The sequence below is a fragment of the Rathayibacter sp. Leaf248 genome (assembly GCF_920939495.1).
In the GTDB taxonomy this organism is placed as follows: Bacteria; Actinomycetota; Actinomycetes; order Actinomycetales; family Microbacteriaceae; genus Rathayibacter; species Rathayibacter caricis.
This window is the reverse complement of record NZ_CAKLAV010000002.1, coordinates 937,572-955,121: the sequence shown is the minus strand read 5'-3', so window position 1 is coordinate 955,121 and position 17,550 is coordinate 937,572. Positions and strand designations below refer to the sequence as shown.

Here is a 17,550-nt window from a genome sequence, read left to right as displayed (position 1 = left end):
CCTAGGGATCGACTCCGCGAGACGCCACTCCGGTCCGCGACACATCGTCGCAGGCGCACCGGAGTGGCGTCTCGCGTCTCAGCGGGTGGCGGCGAGCACCTCGCGCACGTCCTCCAGGACGGCCTCGATCCGCACGTCCGCCACGAACGACGGGTCGTGCTCGCAGCGCGGAGCCGTCCAGCCGACCTGCGTCGTGTCGCGACCGCAGACCGGGCACGCGGTGGTCCAGCTCAGCTGCACGCGGTGGCGCTGCCGACCCAGCGGTGCGGCGTTGATCGCGTTGCCCACCCAGAAGACGCCGACGGTGGGGGCGCCGACCGCAGCGGCGAGGTGGCGGGGGCCGCTGTCGTTGCCGAGCACCAGGTCGGCGAGCGAGAGCAGCGGAGCGAGGTCGCGCAGCTCCACGCGTCCCGCCCACGACTCGGCGCCGGGCGCCCCCGCGACGATCGCGTCGGCGGCGGGCACGTCGGAGTCGTCGCCGACGACGAGCACGCGCGCTCCGTCCTCGAGCAGGGCCCGGGCCACCGCGGCGAACGACTCGGAGGGCCAGCGGCGGCGCGGATCCGTCGCCCCCGGGTGGATCAGCACGAGCGGACCGCCTCCGCCCAGCGTCGCCGCGAGCCGGTCGCGGCGCTCGACGTCGACGCGCAGCTCCGGCTCCAGCCGGACCGCCGGCGCCCCGGCGAGGCCGACGACTTCCAGCGCGCGCAGCATCTCGTGCTGGTAGTAGACGTAGGGGATCGTGCGCTCGAGCTCGGCGGCGTCGGGTGTGCGGGAGCCGATGGTGTGGCGCGCGCCCAGTCGCTGCAGGAACGGGTTGGAGTAGCGCCCGCCGCCGTGCAGCTGCACGGCCAGATCGAAGGAGCGCGCGCGCATCCGGGCGGTGAAGTCCTCGACGACCCGCGGGTCCTCGCCCTGGCCGTCGCGGACACCCTGCGCCACGGGCAGCACCTCCACGTCGGAGACGGGCGACACTCCGCCCTCGAGCAGGACGCGGTGGGCGGGAGTGCCGAGCAGGGTGATCTCGGCTCCCGGGTAGGCGGCGGCCAGCGCATCCACGGCGGGCAGCGCGAACAGCAGATCGCCGAGGCCGCCGCCGCGGAGCACGGCGATCCTCTCGACTCCGTCGAAGCGCTCTCGGAGGGGGGCGATGGCGACCACGGGGTGTTCCTCTCGGTGGTGCGGAGCCGGAGGGCCGGATCCGGGGAAGGTGCACTCCTCCCCTTCCCCGGACGGCCCGATCCGAAACGCCCGCGACCGGAGTCGACCCCGCGGGGTCAGCGGCGCGCGCCCGAGCGGCCGGCGAAGCGGGTGTAGACGAGCAGCACGATGATCGCGCCGATGACCGAGCCGATGATGCCGGCCGGCTGCAGGAATCCGTCGCCGGCGTCCTGCCCGAAGATCAGGAAGCCGAGGAACCCGCCGACGAACGAGCCGACGATGCCGAGCACGATGGTCATGAGGATGCTGATGCTCTGCCGTCCGGGGACGAGGAGGCGCGCCAGCGCTCCGGCGATGAGACCGACGACGACGATGCTGATGATGAGACCGATCACGATGGTCACCTTCCGTTGGGCGGACCGGGTCCGCGTGTCAGCCCTGCTGGTGCGGGGCCTGAGGCAAAGGTTCCACCCGCAGGGAGGCTGCGGTACACCCCTGGGGGTGTGGTCTCCGCTCGCCGGGGTGCGGTAGCGTCCGACCCATGTCCCGGACCGCGCCCCTCACCGTCGCGCTGGTCGACGACTACGACGTGGTCCTCACCGGCCTCGCGCACATGTTCGACCACTACCGCCACCGCGTGCTGGTCGCCGAGATCGACGCCAACGCGAGCCTCTCGGACACGATCGACATCGTGCTCTACGACTCGTTCGCGCAACCGGAGTCGGACCACGACGAGATCGCGGGCCTCGTGAGGAACCCGCGCGCCCGCCACGTCGTCGTCTACACCTGGAACTTCGCACCGACCCTCGTCGCCGACGCACTCGAGCAGGGCGTGCACGGCTACCTCTCCAAGACGCTGCCCGCCCGCGACCTCGTCGCCGCCCTCGAGCGGGTCGCCGCGGGCGAGATCGTCGTCAGCGATCCTCCGCAGCGGGCCGGAGCCGCGCCCGGGCTCGACTGGCCGGGCCGGCACGAGGGCATCACCGACCGCGAGTCCGAGATCCTCGCGCTCATCACGCAGGGCAAGAGCAACGCCGACGTCGCCGCGCTCACCTATCTCAGCCCCAACACGGTGAAGTCCTACATCCGGAGCGTCTACGGGAAGATCGGAGCGACGAGTCGCACGCAGGCCGTGCTCTGGGGCGTCGACCACGGCTTCACACCGGATCACCACCGCATCGACCACTGGCTCGGCGGGCCCTGAGCCGCCTCAGCGCCGTGTGCCCGCTTCAGCGCCCTCCGCGCAGCGTCTCGAGCGGATACTCCCCGAACCGCTGCAGGTACGCGCCGGCGAAGCGGCCCGGGTTGAGGAAACCCCAGCGCGCCGAGACCGCGGCGATCGTCGTCGTGTCCGGATCCGCGTGCCGCAGCTCGTCGCGCGCCCGGTCGAGCCGGACGTCGCGGAGGTAGCCGAGCGGGGTCCGGCCGAAGTGCCGCCGGAACGCGAGCTGCAGCGCGCGCGGAGTGAGCGCCGCCGATGTCGCGATGTCGCTGAGCGAGATCGGCGACGAGGCGAAGGCGTGCACGAACTCGGCCGCCCGGAGGAGGTGGGCGTTGCGCGGCCGGAGAACGTCGGCGGGGACGGCGACCGGGCGGTGCGGGAACGCCGCGAGGAGCCGGAGCGCGACTCCGCGGTCGGCCTCGGCCAGCTGCAGTGCCGGCGCGCGGGAGGCGAGCACCCCGGACAGGTCGCGCACCGCATCCCACCAGGCGTCGACATCGGCGGGTCGGGGCACCACGCGGTGGTCGAAGACCAGCGGGGCCGGATCGGCGCCCGTCGACTCCGCGGCGACTCCCTCGAGGAACCCGCCGCCCACGTGCACGAGGCGCTGGTCGTACTCGCCGAAGTCGAACTCGAACGGGCGTCCCGTGGGGAACACGGCCGGGCGTGCGCGCAGGAGCGGCGTCTCGTCACGGCCGACGTCCATCACTCCGCGACCCGCCTGGAGCCACGAGACGACGTACTCCCCCTTCGGTGCGATCTCTCCGCGGATGGAGCCGCGGAAGGTGGAGGTGCGGACGCTGACCTGCTCGTCGCCCAGCGCGGTGTAGCGGAAGAAGAAGGAGTCGGGCAGCGGCTCCGCCCGGAACCGCGTGCCGTGGTACCCGTCCGAGTAGAAGGCGACCGCCTCGTCGACCCGGCGGCTCGCGTGCTCGAAGCCGGACACCGCCGGCAGTGCCGCACTCATCACTCGAGTCTGCCAGCGGGCGGCTCGGCGATCGACAGGAGAACCCCGTGTTTCCTCGCCGCTCACCACAATCCTTCGTATACTAACCTTTATGGCACGAAGGAAGAACGACGGCTCCTCGAAGCGCACGCCGAACCCGATGAACCCCTTCGACGGCAAGCCGGGCCTCTACAACCGGATCAACCGCGCGATCTACTCCTTCACCGGCCCCGCCCACGTCGGCATCGGCCGCCCGGAGGAGCCGTACGTCGCCCCCGCGGACCCCGTCTGCCCGCTCTGCGGCCGCCCGATGGCGCAGCACTCGATCGACCGCTCCGGCGAGCGCACGCAGCTGCACTGCCCGCGCGACTGAGCGCCGGCTCCCTCCTCCTTCTCCAGAAGTTGCGGTGAGCGCGCACCGTTACCGCAACTTCTGCGAAAGCAGCACGGACGACGTCCGGCCTGCGCCTCAGCCACCCACGCGCGTGTTCTTGGTTCCTCAGTAGTGGCGGTGAGCGCGCGCCGTTACCGCGACTTCTGCGGAAGCGGCGCCGCGCTCACCCCTCGCGCAGCCGCCGCCGGTTCACCTTCCCCGCGTCGCTGCGCAGCGGCTCCCGCTGCAGCCGCAGAGCCCGCGGCGTCCGCGCCCGCCCGAGCCGCTCCCGCGCGAATGCGAGGAGCTCCTCCGCCCCCACGTCGGCCCGGTCGATGTCGACCACCGCCTCGATCGCCTGCCCCAGGTCCTCGTCGGGCACGCCGAACGCGACGGCCCCGCGCACGGCCGGATGCTCCTCCAGCACCCGCTCGATCTCGGCCGGGTGGATGCTCACCCCGCCGCGCAGCACGAGGTCGTCGACGCGGTCGAGCACGGTCAGCCGGCCGTCGGCGTCGAGCGACCCGAGGTCGCCGAGCGTGTCCCAGCCGTCCCCGGTCCGCCGCGACTCCCCGCCGAGGTAGCGGTACGCCGGATCCGCGCCGCGCCGCATCCAGATCGTGCCCGGTCGCCCGACCGGCACCGGAGCCCCGTCCGCGTCGAGGATCCGCACCTCGGTCCCTCCGATCGGCCGGCCGACGCTGCCCGGCCGCTCGAGCCACTCGTCGCCCCGGATCATCGTGAGCCCGTTCGACTCGCTCCCGGCGTACACCTCGACCACCGTCCGCGCCCCGACCCACTCGATCAGCCCGCGCTTGTCGGCGGGCGGGCACGGCGAGCCCAGGTGCAGCACCGTCTCGAGCGAGGACACGTCGACGTCGCGATGCCCCGGCCAGCGCAGCAGCCGATGGATGGTCGTGGGCACCAGCAGCGCCCAGGTCACCCGGTGCTCCTGGATCGCCGCGAGCACCCGCCGCTCGTCGAACCGGGGCAGGATCACGAGCCGCTGTCCCGTCAGCAGCCCGCGGAACGCGTAGGTGAAGGTCGCCGAGTGGGTGAGCGGCCCCGCGACCAGCTGCACCCCCTCCCGGGGCAGGAACGCGGCGACCGGCTGCGTCGGATCCATGACGGCGGGCGCGGCGGCGAGCACGATCTTCGGGCGGCCGGTGCTGCCGGAGGAGGCGGGCGCCTTCCACGACGACGCGGCGGCGTCCGGCAGCGGTGCGTCCGGCAGCGCGGGGTCCGGCTCGTACCCGGCGGGCACCGACGGCACCCCGTCCAGCGCGGAGCCGACCGCCAGCGCCGGCCGCGCGAGGTCCGCGATCTCCGCCCGCTCGCGCGGCGACAGGTCCCTCGACAGCGGCAGCGGAGTCGCTCCCGCCTTCCAGATCGCCGCGCAGACCACGACGAACTCGGCCGTGTTCGGCAGCGACACCGCGACGAGCGAGTCGTGCGTCACTCCGAGCGCCAGGTACGCGCGGGCGAGCCGCGTGCTCTCGGCCTCGAGCTCGCCCGCGGTGAGGGTGCGATCGTCCGCGATCACCACGATCCGCTCCGGATCCGCCTCGGCGAGCGCCGTCACGCAGCGCGAGAAGGAGCGGCGCATCAGCTCGCGAGGTGCCGGCGGTAGAGGTCCTCGTGCCGGGCCGCGACGTCGTGCCAGTCGTGCGAGAACGCGAGCGCCCGGCCGTCGCGCGGTGCCGACCCGTCGAGGGCCGCCGCGAGCGCAGCGCGGATCCCCTCGACATCCGACCCGTACGCCACCGTGTCGCCGAACACCTCCCGCAGCACCGGCAGATCGCGGGCGACGACGGGCACCCCGGCGGCGAGCGCCTCCATCGCCGCGAGACCGAAGCCCTCCTTGGTCGACACGAAGCCGAGAACCGATGCACCGGCGACGAGCGGAGCGACCTCCTCCTCGGCCAGAGTGCCCAGCACGACGGGCGACACCCCGAGCTCGCGGGCCCGGCGCTCGAACTCCTCGCGGTAGGGCCGGTAGTCGAAGAGCGTCTCGCCTCCGCCGAAGACGAGCGCGGTGCCCGGAGCGAGGCGGGCGTGCGCCTCGAGCAGGTCGATGCTGCCCTTGCGCGGCTCGATGCCGCCGAGGGCGAGCACGTACGGGCCGAGCCGGGCGCGCCAGGCCAGCGCCGCGTCGCTCCCGGCGGCGCCCGCGAACCGCGCCGCGTCCACTCCGTTCGGGATGACCTCCGCCCGCCGTCCCCAGCCGGCCGCCACGTCGTCGGCCACCGCCTGCGACACGCAGACGAGCGCCGCCGGGGCGACCAGGGCGCGCTCGTGGCACGCGACGAGCGCCGGAGTCGTGAACTCATCCAGGTGGTGCACCGTGCGCAGCAGTCCGCCGGGGCCCGCGAATCCGGCGTCCAGCGCCGCGTTCGCCGAGATGCAGTCCTGCGCGTGCACGACGTCGGCCTCGCCGCCGAGCGCCGCGGCCATCGCGGCGAGCGAGCGGACGATGCGGTCGCCGACGCTCTCGTCGTCGCGCGCCGCGAACGGCACGACCCGCACCCGCACCGCCGGCGCGACCGGCCGGAAGAACGCCTCGTCGCCCCCGCGCCCGAGCGTCCACACCGTCACCTCGTGGCCGCGGCCGGCGAGCGCCTCCGCGAGGGCGAGGGTGTGCACGACTCCCCCGCGCGGACGGGTCGAGTACGTCAGCAGCGCGATCCGCACGCCGTCAGCCCTCGTCGGGCGCGAGCCGCGCGCCGGGGTGGTAGCTGTGCTCCGCCCGATCGCGGAGGTGGTCCATGCTGCGGCGGGCCCGGGCGACGGAGGCGGCGACGTCGTCCGTCGCGGTCGCGAGCCCGCCCTTCGCCCAGGTCTTCGCCACGATCTCGCCCGCCGGATCGACGACCTTCGCCTGGCCGAGGAAGCGCAGCCCGCCCAGCACCCCGGTCTGGTTCGAGGACACGAGGTACACCTGGTTCTCGGCCGCCCGCGCGCAGTCGTAGAGGTCGAACAGGTGCGCCTGACGGTCGTTGCGGATGCGGTCGGAGCGGTCGGTCACACTGGCGGGCCACGCGCTCAGGCAGCAGAGGATCTCGGCCCCGTCCAGCGCGAGCGAGCGCGCCGACTCCGGGAACGTCTTGTCGAAGTCGATCATCATGCCGATCCGCCCGACCGGGCTGTCGAAGGCGCCGAAGCGGTCGCCCGGCGCGTACACCCGCGACTCCCCCAGCGGCAGGTGGACCTTCCGGTGCGTGCCGATGACCTCACCGCCCTGCACGCAGACGGCGGAGTTGTAGCGCCGCGCCTCCCCGCCCTCGAGGGCCCGCTCGGCGATGCCGAAGCAGACGGTCATGTCGCCGGCCATCTCGGCGACCGCCGCCACCTCCGGTCCGTCCACCTCGACCGCCTCCGGCAGATCGTCGGGGCCCGGGTGGTGCAGGTCGAGCAGGTAGCCGCCGAGCGTGGCGTCGGGGAGCACGAGCAGGTCGATCCCGCGCTCGCGGGCGCTGGCGATCATCCCGGGCAGCTTCACGAGGGTCCGCTCGAGGTCGCGTCCGAAGTGCGCCGCGACGGCGGCCATGGTGATCGTCGTCATGGTCCTCTTCCCGGCGACCGGCCCCGCGACCGGTGGGCGTCACCGTACCGCGGTGCTCTCGAGCCGGTCCAGTCGGCGTCCGGAGCGCAGCTGCTCCGCGACGTGGCCCGCGTCGCGCGCGATCGCCTCGAAGCGTCCGGAGCCCCAGGTGTGCAGCCACGGCAGGCCCACGAAGTAGAGCCCCGGCACGGCGGTCGCCCCCCGGCGGTGCGTCGGGTGCCCCGCTCCGTCGAAGACGCCGACCTGCACCCAGGAGTAGTCGGAGCGGAAGCCGACCGCCCAGATCACGCTCGTGATGCCGCTCGCCGCGAGGTCGAGCTCCTCGATCTCGCGCTCCGGCCGCCAGACGGGGACGTACCGCGCCTCGGTCGGCGCCGCCACTCCCGAGCGCTCGATGTAGGCGTCGATGTCGTTCTTGATCGACTCCGCCACCGAGTCCGCGTAGTCCAGCGACGCCTCCGCCGTCGGCGCGAAGCGCAGCACCCCGCCGTCGACCTTCTGCAGCCGGCCGTAGATGTGCATGCCGTCGCGCGCGAACGCTCGGAGGTCGATGTCGCGCCCTCCGTCCCGCCCGGTCACGTAGTGGTTCGTCGACTCCCGCTTCGAGAGGCCGCCGACCTGCGCGTGCACGGGCACGTCGTAGACGCCCATGTCCGCGAGCCAGGCGACGCAGTCGCGCCCGCGGTAGAAGCGGGCGACCCGCGGAGCCGTGCCGAGCGCCAGGTGCACCTCGCGGCCCTCGAGGAACAGGTCCTCCGCGATCTGCGCGCCCGACTGACCGGAGCCGACGACGAACACGCCGCCCTCGGGCAGGTCGGCCGCCGAGCGGTAGTCGGCCGAGTGCAGCTGCGCGACGGAGTCAGGGATCCGCTGCGCCACGGCCGGCAGCACCGGGCGGTGGTAGCCGCCGGTGGCCACGACGACGCGGTCGGCCGTGATCGTGCCGCGCGAGGTGACGACCTCGAACCCGCCGCCCTCGCGTTCGCGCATCCGCAGCACCTCGGTGCCCTCGGCCACCGGCGCGTCGAACGACTCGGCGTAGCGGCGGACCCACGCGTGGACCTCGTCGCGCGTCATGAACCCGTCGGGATCGTCGCCGTCGTACGGGTAGCCGGGCAGACGGCACTGCCAGTTCGGCGTGACCAGCGTGAAGTTGCTCCACCGCCGGTCGAGCCAGTCGTGCGCGATCGTGTCGCGCTCGATCACCAGGTGGTCGATCCCGTCGTCGGTGAGGTGACGGCTGATCGAGAGGCCGGCCTGGCCCGCTCCGATCACCGCGACCTCGACGTGCCGGCCGTTCTCGAGCGCCGTCACGAGGGCACCGCCGGCGGATCCATGGCCAGCACGCGGACGCGTCCGCCGTCGAAGCGGGCGGCCGCGGCGACGATGTCCGCCTCCTGCTGCATCGCGGAGGTGCAGGCGAAGCCGAACTTCGCGCGGACGCGGTCGCTCGCGATGCGCAGGGCCTCGCTCGAGCGGTCGACGAAGTCCTCGAGCGGGTAGCTCTCGCCCGCGGCGAGGAAGTCGTGCATCACCAGGCTCGGCGAGTAGCAGCGCTCCTCGACGCCGTCGGGCCAGCGCACGGAGAAGGTCATCTCAGGCATGGACGAGGCCCCCGCTCCAGACCCGGTCGATGTCGTACGCGTCGGGGCGGCGGTCGCGGAGGTGGAACATCCCGCCGCGCATCGCCTCGAACGTGCCCTGCACATCGATCTCGGCGACGGCCATCCCCGAGCCCAGCAGCGTCGTCGCGAGGATGTTGCCGCCCGGATCCACGACCTTCGCGTTGCCGACGTAGCGCAGCGACCCGAACGTGCCCGACTGGTTCGACGCCATCCAGAAGACCTGGTTGTCGAGCGCCCGGGCGATGTCGAACTGGTTGAACCGGTAGGTCCAGCGGTCCTCCTGCAGGTTCTCGGCCGTCGCCGTGCGCGCGGCCGGCCACGCCGAGAGCGAGGCGATGATCTCGGCGCCGTCGAGCGCCATCGAGCGCGCCGCCTCCGGGAACGCCTTGTCGTAGCAGATCTGCAGGCCGACGCGGCCGACCGGGGTGTCGTGCACCGCGTAGCCGGGGCCCGGCGAGTACGACATGTGCTCGCCCAGCGGCTGGTGCACCTTGCGGTAGCTGCCGTAGACCTGCCCGCCGTCCAGCAGCGCCGCCGCGTTGTACCGCGTCTCGCCGTCCTCGTCGAGCTCGCAGAAGCCGATCGCGACGAGCAGGTCGCCCGCGATCTCCTGCACCCGACGCAGCTCCGGCCCGTCGAGCGAGATCGCCGGGGGCAGGGATCGCGTGGTGGTGCGGAGGGTGTCGCCGTGGTTGCCGAGCGAGGAGAGGTAGCCGCCTATCGCGGCCTCGGGCAGCGCGAGGAACTCGACGCGCTTCTCCCTCGCCTCGTCGACGAGCGCCTGGATGAGCGCATAGTTCTGGTCGAGGTCGCGGGTGAAGTTGGCCGCGACGGATCCGACGACGGTCATCGCGGGCGCCTAGAGGTTGTAGGTGGAGTTGATGATGGCGCCCTTGCGGGCGTAGTGGATGACGGCGTCCTGCACGTCGAGCGGGTGGCACGGGATCGTGCCCTCGATCAGGTCCTCCTCGCGGAGGCCGTGCAGCGCCATGCCGAAGCGGCAGACGAAGACGCGGTTCCCCTCGTCGATGAACGTCTTCAGCGCGTTGTTGATGTTCTGCTCGCCCGGGAATCCGGAGTCGCCGACCGTGGGGAAGCCGCGGGTCGCCATCGCGTTGATCGTGCCGGGGCCGTAGAAGTAGACGGCCGACTCGAAGCCCTTCCGGGCGGCGCGGGTCGCCTGCAGGATCGCGACGAAGCTGACGGAGGACTCGTGGGCGATGCGTTGCACGAGCGTGAAGTACGACTGGCCGGGCTCGGCCTGGTAGTCGGGGAACACCTTGGTGGAGCCGTAGAGGTTGCTGCCGTTCGGGAGCGACGGGTGCGCGATCTCGGAGCGCGACTTCTCGATGTTGGCGGTGATCTGGTCTTCGATGTCGGACACGGGAACCTCCGGGGTTCGTCGAGGGCCTGCGCCGAGGGGCGCAGGTGCGAGGGGGGACGACCGCGCCTGAGCACGGTGCGAGTCGAGCAAGGACAGGAGAGCCGGTGATGCGGTCGTGCTGTGATGCGGGTGTCGCTCGGGGCGGATCCGGACGAGCGGAGCGACGGGGCCGGGTCGTCGAGGACGCCTCCCGGTACCGATCAGTCAAGGCCGCTCCTGTTTCCGTGTGGTTTCGAGCGGAAGAAGCCTGCGTTACACGACAGCCGTCGCCGATGTAACACGATCGCGTTCCCGATGTCATCGTTCGGAAACACCCGGCGCCTCTAATGGGTGGTCACGGCGACGGACGTCCGCGCCGCGCACCGCTCGACTCGATGCACCGAGGAGCCCCATGACCGATCTGCAGATGCCCCGCCTGCGCACCGCCTCCCACTCGATCCCGTCCGACTCCGCCGACTCGTCCTGCGGAGCGACTCCGCTGCGCACCCGCGTCGACATCGCCCTGCAGGGCATCCGCGTCGACGCCCCCGTGCACCGCGAGGCCGGAGCCGGCCCGAGCGACGACGGCCACGTCGTGCTCGGCGGCCTCGGCGCCGCGATCCCCGTGAACCCGCGCAGCCCCTACTCCGTCACCAACGGCCGCCTGCTGCTCGACGGCGCCGACATCGGCCTGGACGTCGAGCCGGTGAAGCGCCCGCGCTTCTACGACCTCGCGACCGCCGACGGCGTCTCGTACGAGAAGATCGCCCGGCTGCACGGCCGCAACATCCTCGCCACCACCGTCGTGCAGACCTGCATGCGCTACGACGAGGCGGAGCGCTGCCGCTTCTGCGCCATCGAGGCGTCGCTGAAGAACGACTCCACCATCGCGGTGAAGACCCCCGCGCAGCTCGCCGAGGTCGCCGAGGCGGCCGCCCGGCTCGACGGCATCCGCCAGATGGTGATGACGACCGGCACCTCCAAGGGCCGCGACCGGGGCGCCCGCCACCTCGCCCGCTGCGTCCGCGCCGTGCTCGAGGCCGTGCCCGGGCTGCCGATCCAGGTGCAGTGCGAACCGCCCGAGGATCTCGCGGCGCTGCAGGAGCTCAAGGACGCCGGCGCCCTCTCGATCGGCATCCACATCGAGTCGATGGACGACGACATCCGCCGCCGCTGGACCCCCGGCAAGGCCCGCGTCTCGACCGAGAAGTACAAGGAGGCGTGGACGGAGGCCGTGCGGATCTTCGGCCGCAACCAGGTCTCGACCTACCTCCTCGTCGGCCTCGGCGAGGACCCGGACCAGCTCGTAGCCAGCGCCGGCGAGCTGATCGAGATGGGGGTGTACCCGTTCGTCGTCCCGTTCCGCCCCCTGAAGGGCACGCTCGCGACGGAGGTCGACCACGTCCTCCCGCCCGCCGGCTCGCTCCTCGAGACGGTCAGCGAGCAGGTGGCCGCGCTGCTCATCGCCGCCGGCATGCTGTCGTCGGGCCAGAAGGCGGGCTGCGCCGCCTGCGGCGCGTGCGGCGTGCTGAAGACCGCCGGCGCCTGATGGAGCTGTCGATCCTCGAGGGTGTGCGGAGGACCACTCCAGCCGCCCTGCCGTCGATCGGAGTCGCCGACGCGGCCGACGCCCGCGCCTACCGCGCCCTGCGCCGTGCGGTGTTCGTCGAGGAGCAGCAGCTCTTCGACTCCGACGATCGCGACGCCCTCGACGACGATCCCCGCACAGTCGTGCTCGTCGCCCGCCTCGGCGGCGAGGTCGTCGGCGGAGTGCGCCTCGCGCCCGCGCTCGAGCAGGACCTCGGCTGGTGGACCGGCAGCCGCCTCGTGGTCCGCCGCGACGCCCGCGGAGCGGCCGGGCTGGGCGCCGCCCTCGTGCGCGCCGCGTGCGCCGAGGCGGAGTCGCGCGGAGTGATCCGCTTCGAGGCGACCGTGCAGCGGCAGAACGAGGTCCTCTTCCGCCGCCTCGGCTGGGACCGCCTGGGCACCGCCGACCTCGCGGGCCTGCCGCACGTGCGGATGCGCTGCCCGATCGACCGCTTCGACCGCCTCGCCCGCGCGGCGAAGGCCTCCCTCGGACCGCTGCTCGAGGCGTTCGCCGGTCAGCTCGGCGGCCCCGGCTTCCGCGGCGACGACGGCGCCCCCGTGCCCGGCTCCGACCTCATCGCCGTCTGCGACGCGATCGTCCCCTCGATGGTCGAGCGCGATCCGGAGTGGGCGGGCTGGTGCTCGGTGCTCGTGAACGTGAACGACCTCACCGCCATGGGCGCGGATCCCGTGGGCCTGCTCGACGCGGTCGGCGCCCGCGACGCAGGCTCCGCCGCCCGCATCCTGCGCGGCCTCCGCGCGGCGTCCGAGGCCTGGGGCGTTCCACTGCTCGGCGGGCACACCCAGCTCGGCGTCCCCGCCGCGCTGTCCGTGACGGGGTTGGGCCGGACCTCCCGCCCGGTCCCCGGCTCCGCCCCGCTCGGTCACGAGCTGAGCCTGACCGCCGATCTGAGCGGATCCTGGCGCCCCGGATATGCGGGAGCCCAGTGGGACTCGACCTCCGGCCGCTCACCCGACGTCCTGCGATCCCTCGCCGCCAGCGTCGGCGCCTGCGCTCCCGACGGCGCGAAGGACGTCAGCATGGCGGGCCTCGTCGGCACCGTCGGCATGCTCGCCGAGGCGTCCGGCACCGCCGCCGAGCTCGACGTCGCCGCGATCCCCCGCCCCGCCGCCGCCGGAGTCGCCGACTGGCTCTCCTGCTTCCCCGGCTTCGCGATGCTCACCGCCGACCGGCCGGGCCGGGGGCGGATGCGCACGCCGCGCGCCGCGACCGCTCCGATCGGCCGCCTCGTCCCGGGCGAGGGCGTCGTCCTCCGCTGGCCGGACGGCGAGACCACCCCCGCGATCGCCTCCGCGGTGACGCGCCTCGGCGCGGCCTGAGCGGCTCCGAGGCGCGTCACCACTCGTCCCCTTTCCACCCTCCCCTGCTCGCCGACTCCCTCCTCCAGAAGTCCCGGTAAACGCGCGCCTCTCCCGCAACATCTGCGGAACCGCGCCGGCCCCTCCTCCCGATCGCCCCCGCCCTTCTCCAGAAGTTGCGGTAAGCGCGCGCCTCTCCCGCAACTTCTGCGGAACCGCGCCCGCCCCTCCTCGCGGGCGCCCTCCCGCTCCTCCAGAAGTTGCGGCAACCGCGCGCCTCCCCCGCAACTTCTGCGGAACCGCGCCGCACCACCCGCCCCGCGCGCAACCCCGTCCGGCGATCCCGCGCGCCGTGTCTAGGCGCGGACCCCCGGGGTACCGGACGTGGGCAGACGCGCCCGCCGCCTCCGGCGAGCCTTGGAACGAGAGGTGACCGTGACCATCGACACCGCGACCCCCGCCGACTCCGCCACCGCGGACGACGCCCCCCGCAGCACCACCGACACCGCGACCGCCGCCGTCGCCCGCGCCCGCGCCGCGTTCCCCGGCTGGGCCGCCACCCCGCCCGCCGAGCGCGGGGCCCTCCTCCGCGCCGCCGCGCACCGCGTCGCCGAACGCGAGGAGGAGCTCGCCGCCCTCAACACCGACGAGACCGGCAAGCCCGCGGGGGACGCCCTCGGCGGCGTCCGCGCCGGAGTCGACACGCTCCTCCAGTACGCCGAGCTCGGCCCGCTGCACCGCGGCAAGTCGCTCCGCGGCGGCGCCCTCAACGTCGACCTCGCCCTCCCGCACCCGCGCGGCGTCGTCCTCGCGCTCACCCCGTGGAACGACCCCGTCGCCGTCGCCGCCGGCATGCTCGGCGCCGCGATCGTCTCGGGCGATGTCGTCGTCCACAAGCCGAGCGAGCGCAGCCCTGGCACCGGCGCCCTCTTCACGCGGATCCTCGCCGAGGCCCTCCCCGAGGGCGTCCTGACGCTCGTCGAGGGGGACGGCGCCGTCGGCGACGCCCTGGCCCGCACCGAGGGCGTCGCCGTCCTCGCGCACGTCGGATCCACGGCCACCGGCCGTGCGCTCGCCCGCGTCGCCGCCGTCACCGGTGCGCACGTGATCCTCGAGAACGGCGGCAACGACGCGCTCGTCGTCGACGCCGACGTCGACCCGGTCTGGGCCGCCGAGCAGGCCGCTCTGGGCGCCTTCGCCAACGCCGGCCAGATCTGCACCTCCGTCGAGCGGATCTACGTGCACCGCGCCGTCGCCGACGCGTTCACCGCGGCGCTCGTCGCCGAGGCCGACCGCTGGAGTGCGGGCCCGCTCCCCCGCCTCGTCGACGCCCGGATGCGCGACGCCGTGCACGAGCACGTGACCGAGGCGCTCGAGTCGGGCGCCCGCGCCCTCACCGGCGGCGAGCCCGGCGACGGCACCTTCTACCCGGCCACGGTCCTCGCCGACTGCACCGACGAGATGCTCGTGATGACCGAGGAGACCTTCGGCCCCGTCGCTCCGATCGTCGTCGTCGACGACTTCGACGAGGCGCTCCTCCGCGCCGCCGCGAGCCCCTACGGCCTCGCCGCCACGGTGCTCACGGCCGACATGGAGCACGCGCACCGCGCCGCGGCGGCGCTGCCGGTCGGCACCGTGAAGATCAACGCCGTCTTCGGAGGCGCTCCCGGCGGCAGCGCCCAGCCCCGCGGCACCAGCGGATCCGGTTTCGGTTACGGCCCCGAGCTGCTGGACGAGATGACCACCACCACGGTCGTCCACTTCGGCCTCCCCGTGCTGCCCGGCGGCGCGCGATGAGCCTCGAGGGCTCCGCACTCCAGCGAGCGAGCGCGCTCGTCGCGCACGTGCGCGAGCACCCGCCGGTCGTCGCCGTCGTCGGCGACCTGATCCTCGACTCCTGGTGGCTGGGCGACGCCGAGCGCGTGACGCGCGAGGCTCCGGCCCCGGTCCTCCGCCTCGACGACGTCGTGGACGTCGCCGGCGGTGCCGCCAACACCGCCGCGAACCTGCGCGCCCTGGGTGCCGAGGTCCGCACGGTCGGAGTCGCGGGCCGCGATCCCGAGGGCGACCGCCTGATCGCGTCGCTCGAGCGGGCGGGCCTGGACACCGGGTCGATCCTCCGGACCGCCGCCGCCACCACGATCAAGACCCGCGTGGTCGGCGGCGACAGCGTGATGCTGCGCGTCGACTCCGGACCGCACCGTCCCTCCGACGACGAGATCGCGCGGCTCGCCGAGCTCGCCGTGCGGGCGGCCGAGGGCGCCGACGCCGTGCTCGTCTGCGACTACGGCTCCGGCATCCTCCGCGCGGCCGTCGAGCGTGTGCTCGCCGAGCACCGCCCGGGCCTGCTCGTGATCGACGCGCACGAGCTCGCCGACTGGGCCTTCGCCCGCCCCGACCTCGTCACGCCGAACGCGAAGGAGGCGGAGGCGCTCCTGGGCGCGACCCTCGGCCGGGGAGCAGCGAGGGCGACCGCCGTCCGCGACGCTGCCGATGCCCTCCGCGAGCGCTCCGGCGCCCGTCACGTCGTGGTCACCCTCGATCGCGAGGGCTCGGTCGCCCTCGATGCCGACGGCACCGTCAGCCGCACCTTCGCGCAGCCCGCGGAGGAGAAGCAGGCGTCCGGAGCCGGCGACACGTTCGCCGCCACCGCCACGCTCGCCCTCGCCGCAGGCCGCTCCCTGGCCACCGCCGTCGACCTCGCCCAGGCGGCGGCCGACGTCGTGGTCCAGCGCCCCGGCACGTCCGTCTGCTCGGCCGACGACCTCCTCGCCTCCCTCGCCGCCCCCGGCGCCGTGGTCCTCGGCGAGGACCGCCTCGTCGAGGTGCTCGCCGAGGAGTCGCGCCGCGGCCGCCGGGTCGTCTTCACGAACGGCTGCTTCGACGTCCTGCACCGCGGCCACACCGCCTACCTCCGCCAGGCGCGGGAGCTCGGCGACGTGCTGGTCGTGGCCGTGAACGACGACGACTCCGTCCGCCGCCTCAAGGGCGAGGGCCGCCCGATCAATCCCGAGGGCGACCGAGCCGGAGTGATCGCCGAGCTCGGCTGCGTCGACTACGTCACGCTCTTCAGCGGCGACACCCCCATCCCGCTGCTCGAGCGCATCCAACCGCACGTGTACGTCAAGGGCGGCGACTACAACCCCGACATGCTCCAGGAGGCGGTGGTCGTCCGCTCCTACGGCGGCACCGTCACCACCGTCGGCTACGTGTCCGAGCACTCCACCACCGAGATGGTGCAGCGCATCCGATCGGCGGCCCCGCGGTGACCAGCCGGCGCTGGTCGGGCCGGTGGGGGCGGCCCACCGAGCCCGACGCTCCGCTGATCGACGTGCTCGTGCCGACCGTCGGGCGCCGCGCCGAACTGGCCGCGACCCTCGCCGGTCTCGCGGCGCAGGACGATCCGGCGTTCCGCGTTTTCCTCAGCGACCAGTCCGACGACGCGGTCGCCGAGAACGATCCGACCGTGCTCGCCATGCTGCGCGTTCTGGAGGCGCAGGGCCGGGCGCCGTCCGTCACCCGTCACCTCCCGCGCCGCGGTCTCGCCGAGCAGCGCCAGTACCTGCTCTCGCTGTCCACCGCCCCGGCCGTCCTGTTCCTGGACGACGACGTGTGGCTCGAACCGGGCACGCTGCTCCGTCTGCACGAGGCGCTCGAGCGCCTCGGCTGCGGCTTCGTCGGCTCCGCGGTGCAGGGCCTGTCCTACCTCCAGGACGAGCGCCCGCACGAGCAGACCGCCTTCGAGCCGTGGGACGACGGCGTGCAGCCCGAACGGATCCGCCGCGGCACGACGGAGTTCGAGCGCTGGCCGCTGCACAACGCGGCGAACCTGACGCATCTCGCCGCCCGGCTCGACCTGGCCGAGGGCGACTGGCGCGCCTATCGCGTCGCCTGGCTCGGCGCCTGCGTCCTCTACCGCCGCGACGCCCTCGTGGCCAGCGGCGGCTTCGACTTCTGGGAGCAGCTGCCCCCGGAGCACAGCGGCGAGGACGTCGCCGCGCAGTGGCGCGTCATGGAGCGGTTCGGCGGCGCGGGGCTCATCCCCAGCGGCGCCGTCCACCTCGAGACGCCCACGACGGTCACCGACCGGCGCGTCGACGTCTTCGACCGGCTCTTCGCCGAAGAGCACAGCCGGTGACACCGGCGCCACCACCAGCACGGCGACGAAAGGACAGCACCATGGACGCACCCAACCCGATCCAGATCCAGAAGTACCTCTCGGGAATCGACTACCCCGCCTCGAAGGACACGATCGTCGAGACCGCAGAGAAGGAGAACGCTCCCAGCGACGTCCTCGACGCTCTGCGCGCGATCCCCGAGGGCGACTACGACGCCCCCACCGCGGTGAGCTCGGCCGTCTCGAACGTCTGACCCACCACGCGAGAGGCCCC

General features: G+C 73.8%; 18 protein-coding genes. 8 read left to right on the top strand and 10 right to left on the bottom strand.

The window, feature by feature from the left end; genetic code table 11:
- Positions 1-78: 78 nt before the first annotated feature.
- Together LRG51_RS17480 and LRG51_RS17475 are read right to left on the bottom strand one after the other, a co-directional pair.
- Positions 79-1,161: a glycosyltransferase family 9 protein gene (locus tag LRG51_RS17480; protein WP_055793511.1), complete on the bottom strand. Its 1,083-nt coding sequence runs from the start codon at positions 1,159-1,161 to the stop codon at positions 79-81.
- 116 nt (positions 1,162-1,277) lie between these two features.
- The gene (locus LRG51_RS17475; protein WP_055793914.1) at positions 1,278-1,556 is read right to left on the bottom strand and encodes a GlsB/YeaQ/YmgE family stress response membrane protein; all 279 of its coding nucleotides are present in this window, start codon (positions 1,554-1,556) and stop codon (positions 1,278-1,280) included.
- A 146-nt stretch (positions 1,557-1,702) separates the two neighbouring features.
- Here LRG51_RS17475 and LRG51_RS17470 point away from each other — a divergent pair, with 146 nt between their 5' ends.
- Positions 1,703-2,365: a response regulator transcription factor gene (locus LRG51_RS17470; protein WP_055793513.1), complete on the top strand. Its 663-nt coding sequence runs from the start codon at positions 1,703-1,705 to the stop codon at positions 2,363-2,365.
- A 25-nt stretch (positions 2,366-2,390) separates the two neighbouring features.
- Here the strand turns inward: LRG51_RS17470 and LRG51_RS17465 are convergent, their stop codons facing one another.
- Positions 2,391-3,350, bottom strand: a complete 960-nt coding sequence (locus tag LRG51_RS17465; protein ID WP_055793515.1) for a helix-turn-helix transcriptional regulator — start codon at positions 3,348-3,350, stop codon at positions 2,391-2,393.
- A gap of 91 nt (positions 3,351-3,441) precedes the next feature.
- On the opposite strand from LRG51_RS17465, the gene LRG51_RS17460 reads away from it, so the two are divergent.
- Positions 3,442-3,702, top strand: a complete 261-nt coding sequence (locus LRG51_RS17460; protein WP_230673988.1) for a hypothetical protein — start codon at positions 3,442-3,444, stop codon at positions 3,700-3,702.
- Between the two features lie 184 nt (positions 3,703-3,886).
- Here the strand turns inward: LRG51_RS17460 and LRG51_RS17455 are convergent, their stop codons facing one another.
- From LRG51_RS17455 to LRG51_RS17425, 7 genes are read right to left on the bottom strand one after another with little or no spacing between them, the layout of a single operon-like run.
- Positions 3,887-5,308 (bottom strand): AMP-binding protein, encoded by a 1,422-nt coding sequence (locus LRG51_RS17455; protein ID WP_230673987.1) that lies wholly within the window; start codon positions 5,306-5,308, stop codon positions 3,887-3,889.
- Positions 5,308-6,393: an MSMEG_0565 family glycosyltransferase gene (locus tag LRG51_RS17450; RefSeq protein WP_230673986.1), complete on the bottom strand. Its 1,086-nt coding sequence runs from the start codon at positions 6,391-6,393 to the stop codon at positions 5,308-5,310. The genes LRG51_RS17455 and LRG51_RS17450 overlap by 1 nt, the downstream gene beginning before the upstream one ends.
- A gap of 4 nt (positions 6,394-6,397) precedes the next feature.
- The gene (locus LRG51_RS17445; RefSeq protein WP_230673985.1) at positions 6,398-7,264 is read right to left on the bottom strand and encodes a carbon-nitrogen hydrolase family protein; all 867 of its coding nucleotides are present in this window, start codon (positions 7,262-7,264) and stop codon (positions 6,398-6,400) included.
- 39 nt (positions 7,265-7,303) lie between these two features.
- Positions 7,304-8,578, bottom strand: a complete 1,275-nt coding sequence (locus LRG51_RS17440) for an MSMEG_0569 family flavin-dependent oxidoreductase (protein ID WP_230673984.1) — start codon at positions 8,576-8,578, stop codon at positions 7,304-7,306.
- Positions 8,575-8,859, bottom strand: a complete 285-nt coding sequence (locus LRG51_RS17435) for an MSMEG_0570 family nitrogen starvation response protein (RefSeq protein WP_230673983.1) — start codon at positions 8,857-8,859, stop codon at positions 8,575-8,577. Before LRG51_RS17435 ends, LRG51_RS17440 begins: the two co-directional genes overlap by 4 nt.
- Before the next feature lies 1 nt (position 8,860).
- Complete coding sequence (locus tag LRG51_RS17430) at positions 8,861-9,739, bottom strand: carbon-nitrogen hydrolase family protein (RefSeq protein ID WP_230673982.1); 879 nt, start codon at positions 9,737-9,739, stop codon at positions 8,861-8,863.
- A gap of 9 nt (positions 9,740-9,748) precedes the next feature.
- Entirely contained in the window at positions 9,749-10,273 is a 525-nt protein-coding gene (locus LRG51_RS17425) for an MSMEG_0572/Sll0783 family nitrogen starvation response protein (protein ID WP_230673981.1), read from the bottom strand.
- A 391-nt stretch (positions 10,274-10,664) separates the two neighbouring features.
- Here LRG51_RS17425 and LRG51_RS17420 point away from each other — a divergent pair, with 391 nt between their 5' ends.
- From LRG51_RS17420 to LRG51_RS17395, 6 genes are all read left to right on the top strand, one after another.
- Positions 10,665-11,801: an MSMEG_0568 family radical SAM protein gene (locus tag LRG51_RS17420; RefSeq protein ID WP_230673980.1), complete on the top strand. Its 1,137-nt coding sequence runs from the start codon at positions 10,665-10,667 to the stop codon at positions 11,799-11,801.
- Positions 11,771-13,180 (top strand): MSMEG_0567/sll0787 family protein, encoded by a 1,410-nt coding sequence (locus LRG51_RS17415; RefSeq protein WP_230673979.1) that lies wholly within the window; start codon positions 11,771-11,773, stop codon positions 13,178-13,180. The genes LRG51_RS17420 and LRG51_RS17415 overlap by 31 nt, the downstream gene beginning before the upstream one ends.
- Positions 13,181-13,594: 414 nt before the next feature.
- A complete protein-coding gene (locus LRG51_RS17410) occupies positions 13,595-14,956 on the top strand; it encodes an aldehyde dehydrogenase family protein (protein WP_230673978.1) in 1,362 nt (453 codons plus the stop codon).
- Positions 14,953-16,428 (top strand): D-glycero-beta-D-manno-heptose 1-phosphate adenylyltransferase, encoded by a 1,476-nt coding sequence (gene rfaE2, locus LRG51_RS17405; RefSeq protein ID WP_230673977.1) that lies wholly within the window; start codon positions 14,953-14,955, stop codon positions 16,426-16,428. The genes LRG51_RS17410 and rfaE2 overlap by 4 nt, the downstream gene beginning before the upstream one ends.
- Entirely contained in the window at positions 16,425-17,297 is an 873-nt protein-coding gene (locus tag LRG51_RS17400; RefSeq protein WP_230673976.1) for a glycosyltransferase family 2 protein, read from the top strand. Before rfaE2 ends, LRG51_RS17400 begins: the two co-directional genes overlap by 4 nt.
- A gap of 41 nt (positions 17,298-17,338) precedes the next feature.
- Positions 17,339-17,530: a DUF2795 domain-containing protein gene (locus LRG51_RS17395; protein WP_055793540.1), complete on the top strand. Its 192-nt coding sequence runs from the start codon at positions 17,339-17,341 to the stop codon at positions 17,528-17,530.
- Positions 17,531-17,550 lie beyond the last annotated feature (20 nt).

What these genes read in the sequence shown, in the direction of transcription:
- LRG51_RS17470 (WP_055793513.1), top strand. Translation starts at nt 1,703, where the DNA reads ATGTCCCGGACCGCGCCCCTCACCGTCGCGCTGGTCGACGACTACGAC.
- LRG51_RS17465 (WP_055793515.1), bottom strand. Translation starts at nt 3,350, where the DNA reads ATGAGTGCGGCACTGCCGGCGGTGTCCGGCTTCGAGCACGCGAGCCGC.
- LRG51_RS17460 (WP_230673988.1), top strand. Translation starts at nt 3,442, where the DNA reads ATGGCACGAAGGAAGAACGACGGCTCCTCGAAGCGCACGCCGAACCCG.
- LRG51_RS17455 (WP_230673987.1), bottom strand. Translation starts at nt 5,308, where the DNA reads ATGCGCCGCTCCTTCTCGCGCTGCGTGACGGCGCTCGCCGAGGCGGAT.
- LRG51_RS17445 (WP_230673985.1), bottom strand. Translation starts at nt 7,264, where the DNA reads ATGACGACGATCACCATGGCCGCCGTCGCGGCGCACTTCGGACGCGAC.
- LRG51_RS17435 (WP_230673983.1), bottom strand. Translation starts at nt 8,859, where the DNA reads ATGACCTTCTCCGTGCGCTGGCCCGACGGCGTCGAGGAGCGCTGCTAC.
- LRG51_RS17430 (WP_230673982.1), bottom strand. Translation starts at nt 9,739, where the DNA reads ATGACCGTCGTCGGATCCGTCGCGGCCAACTTCACCCGCGACCTCGAC.
- LRG51_RS17420 (WP_230673980.1), top strand. Translation starts at nt 10,665, where the DNA reads ATGACCGATCTGCAGATGCCCCGCCTGCGCACCGCCTCCCACTCGATC.
- rfaE2 (WP_230673977.1), top strand. Translation starts at nt 14,953, where the DNA reads ATGAGCCTCGAGGGCTCCGCACTCCAGCGAGCGAGCGCGCTCGTCGCG.
- LRG51_RS17395 (WP_055793540.1), top strand. Translation starts at nt 17,339, where the DNA reads ATGGACGCACCCAACCCGATCCAGATCCAGAAGTACCTCTCGGGAATC.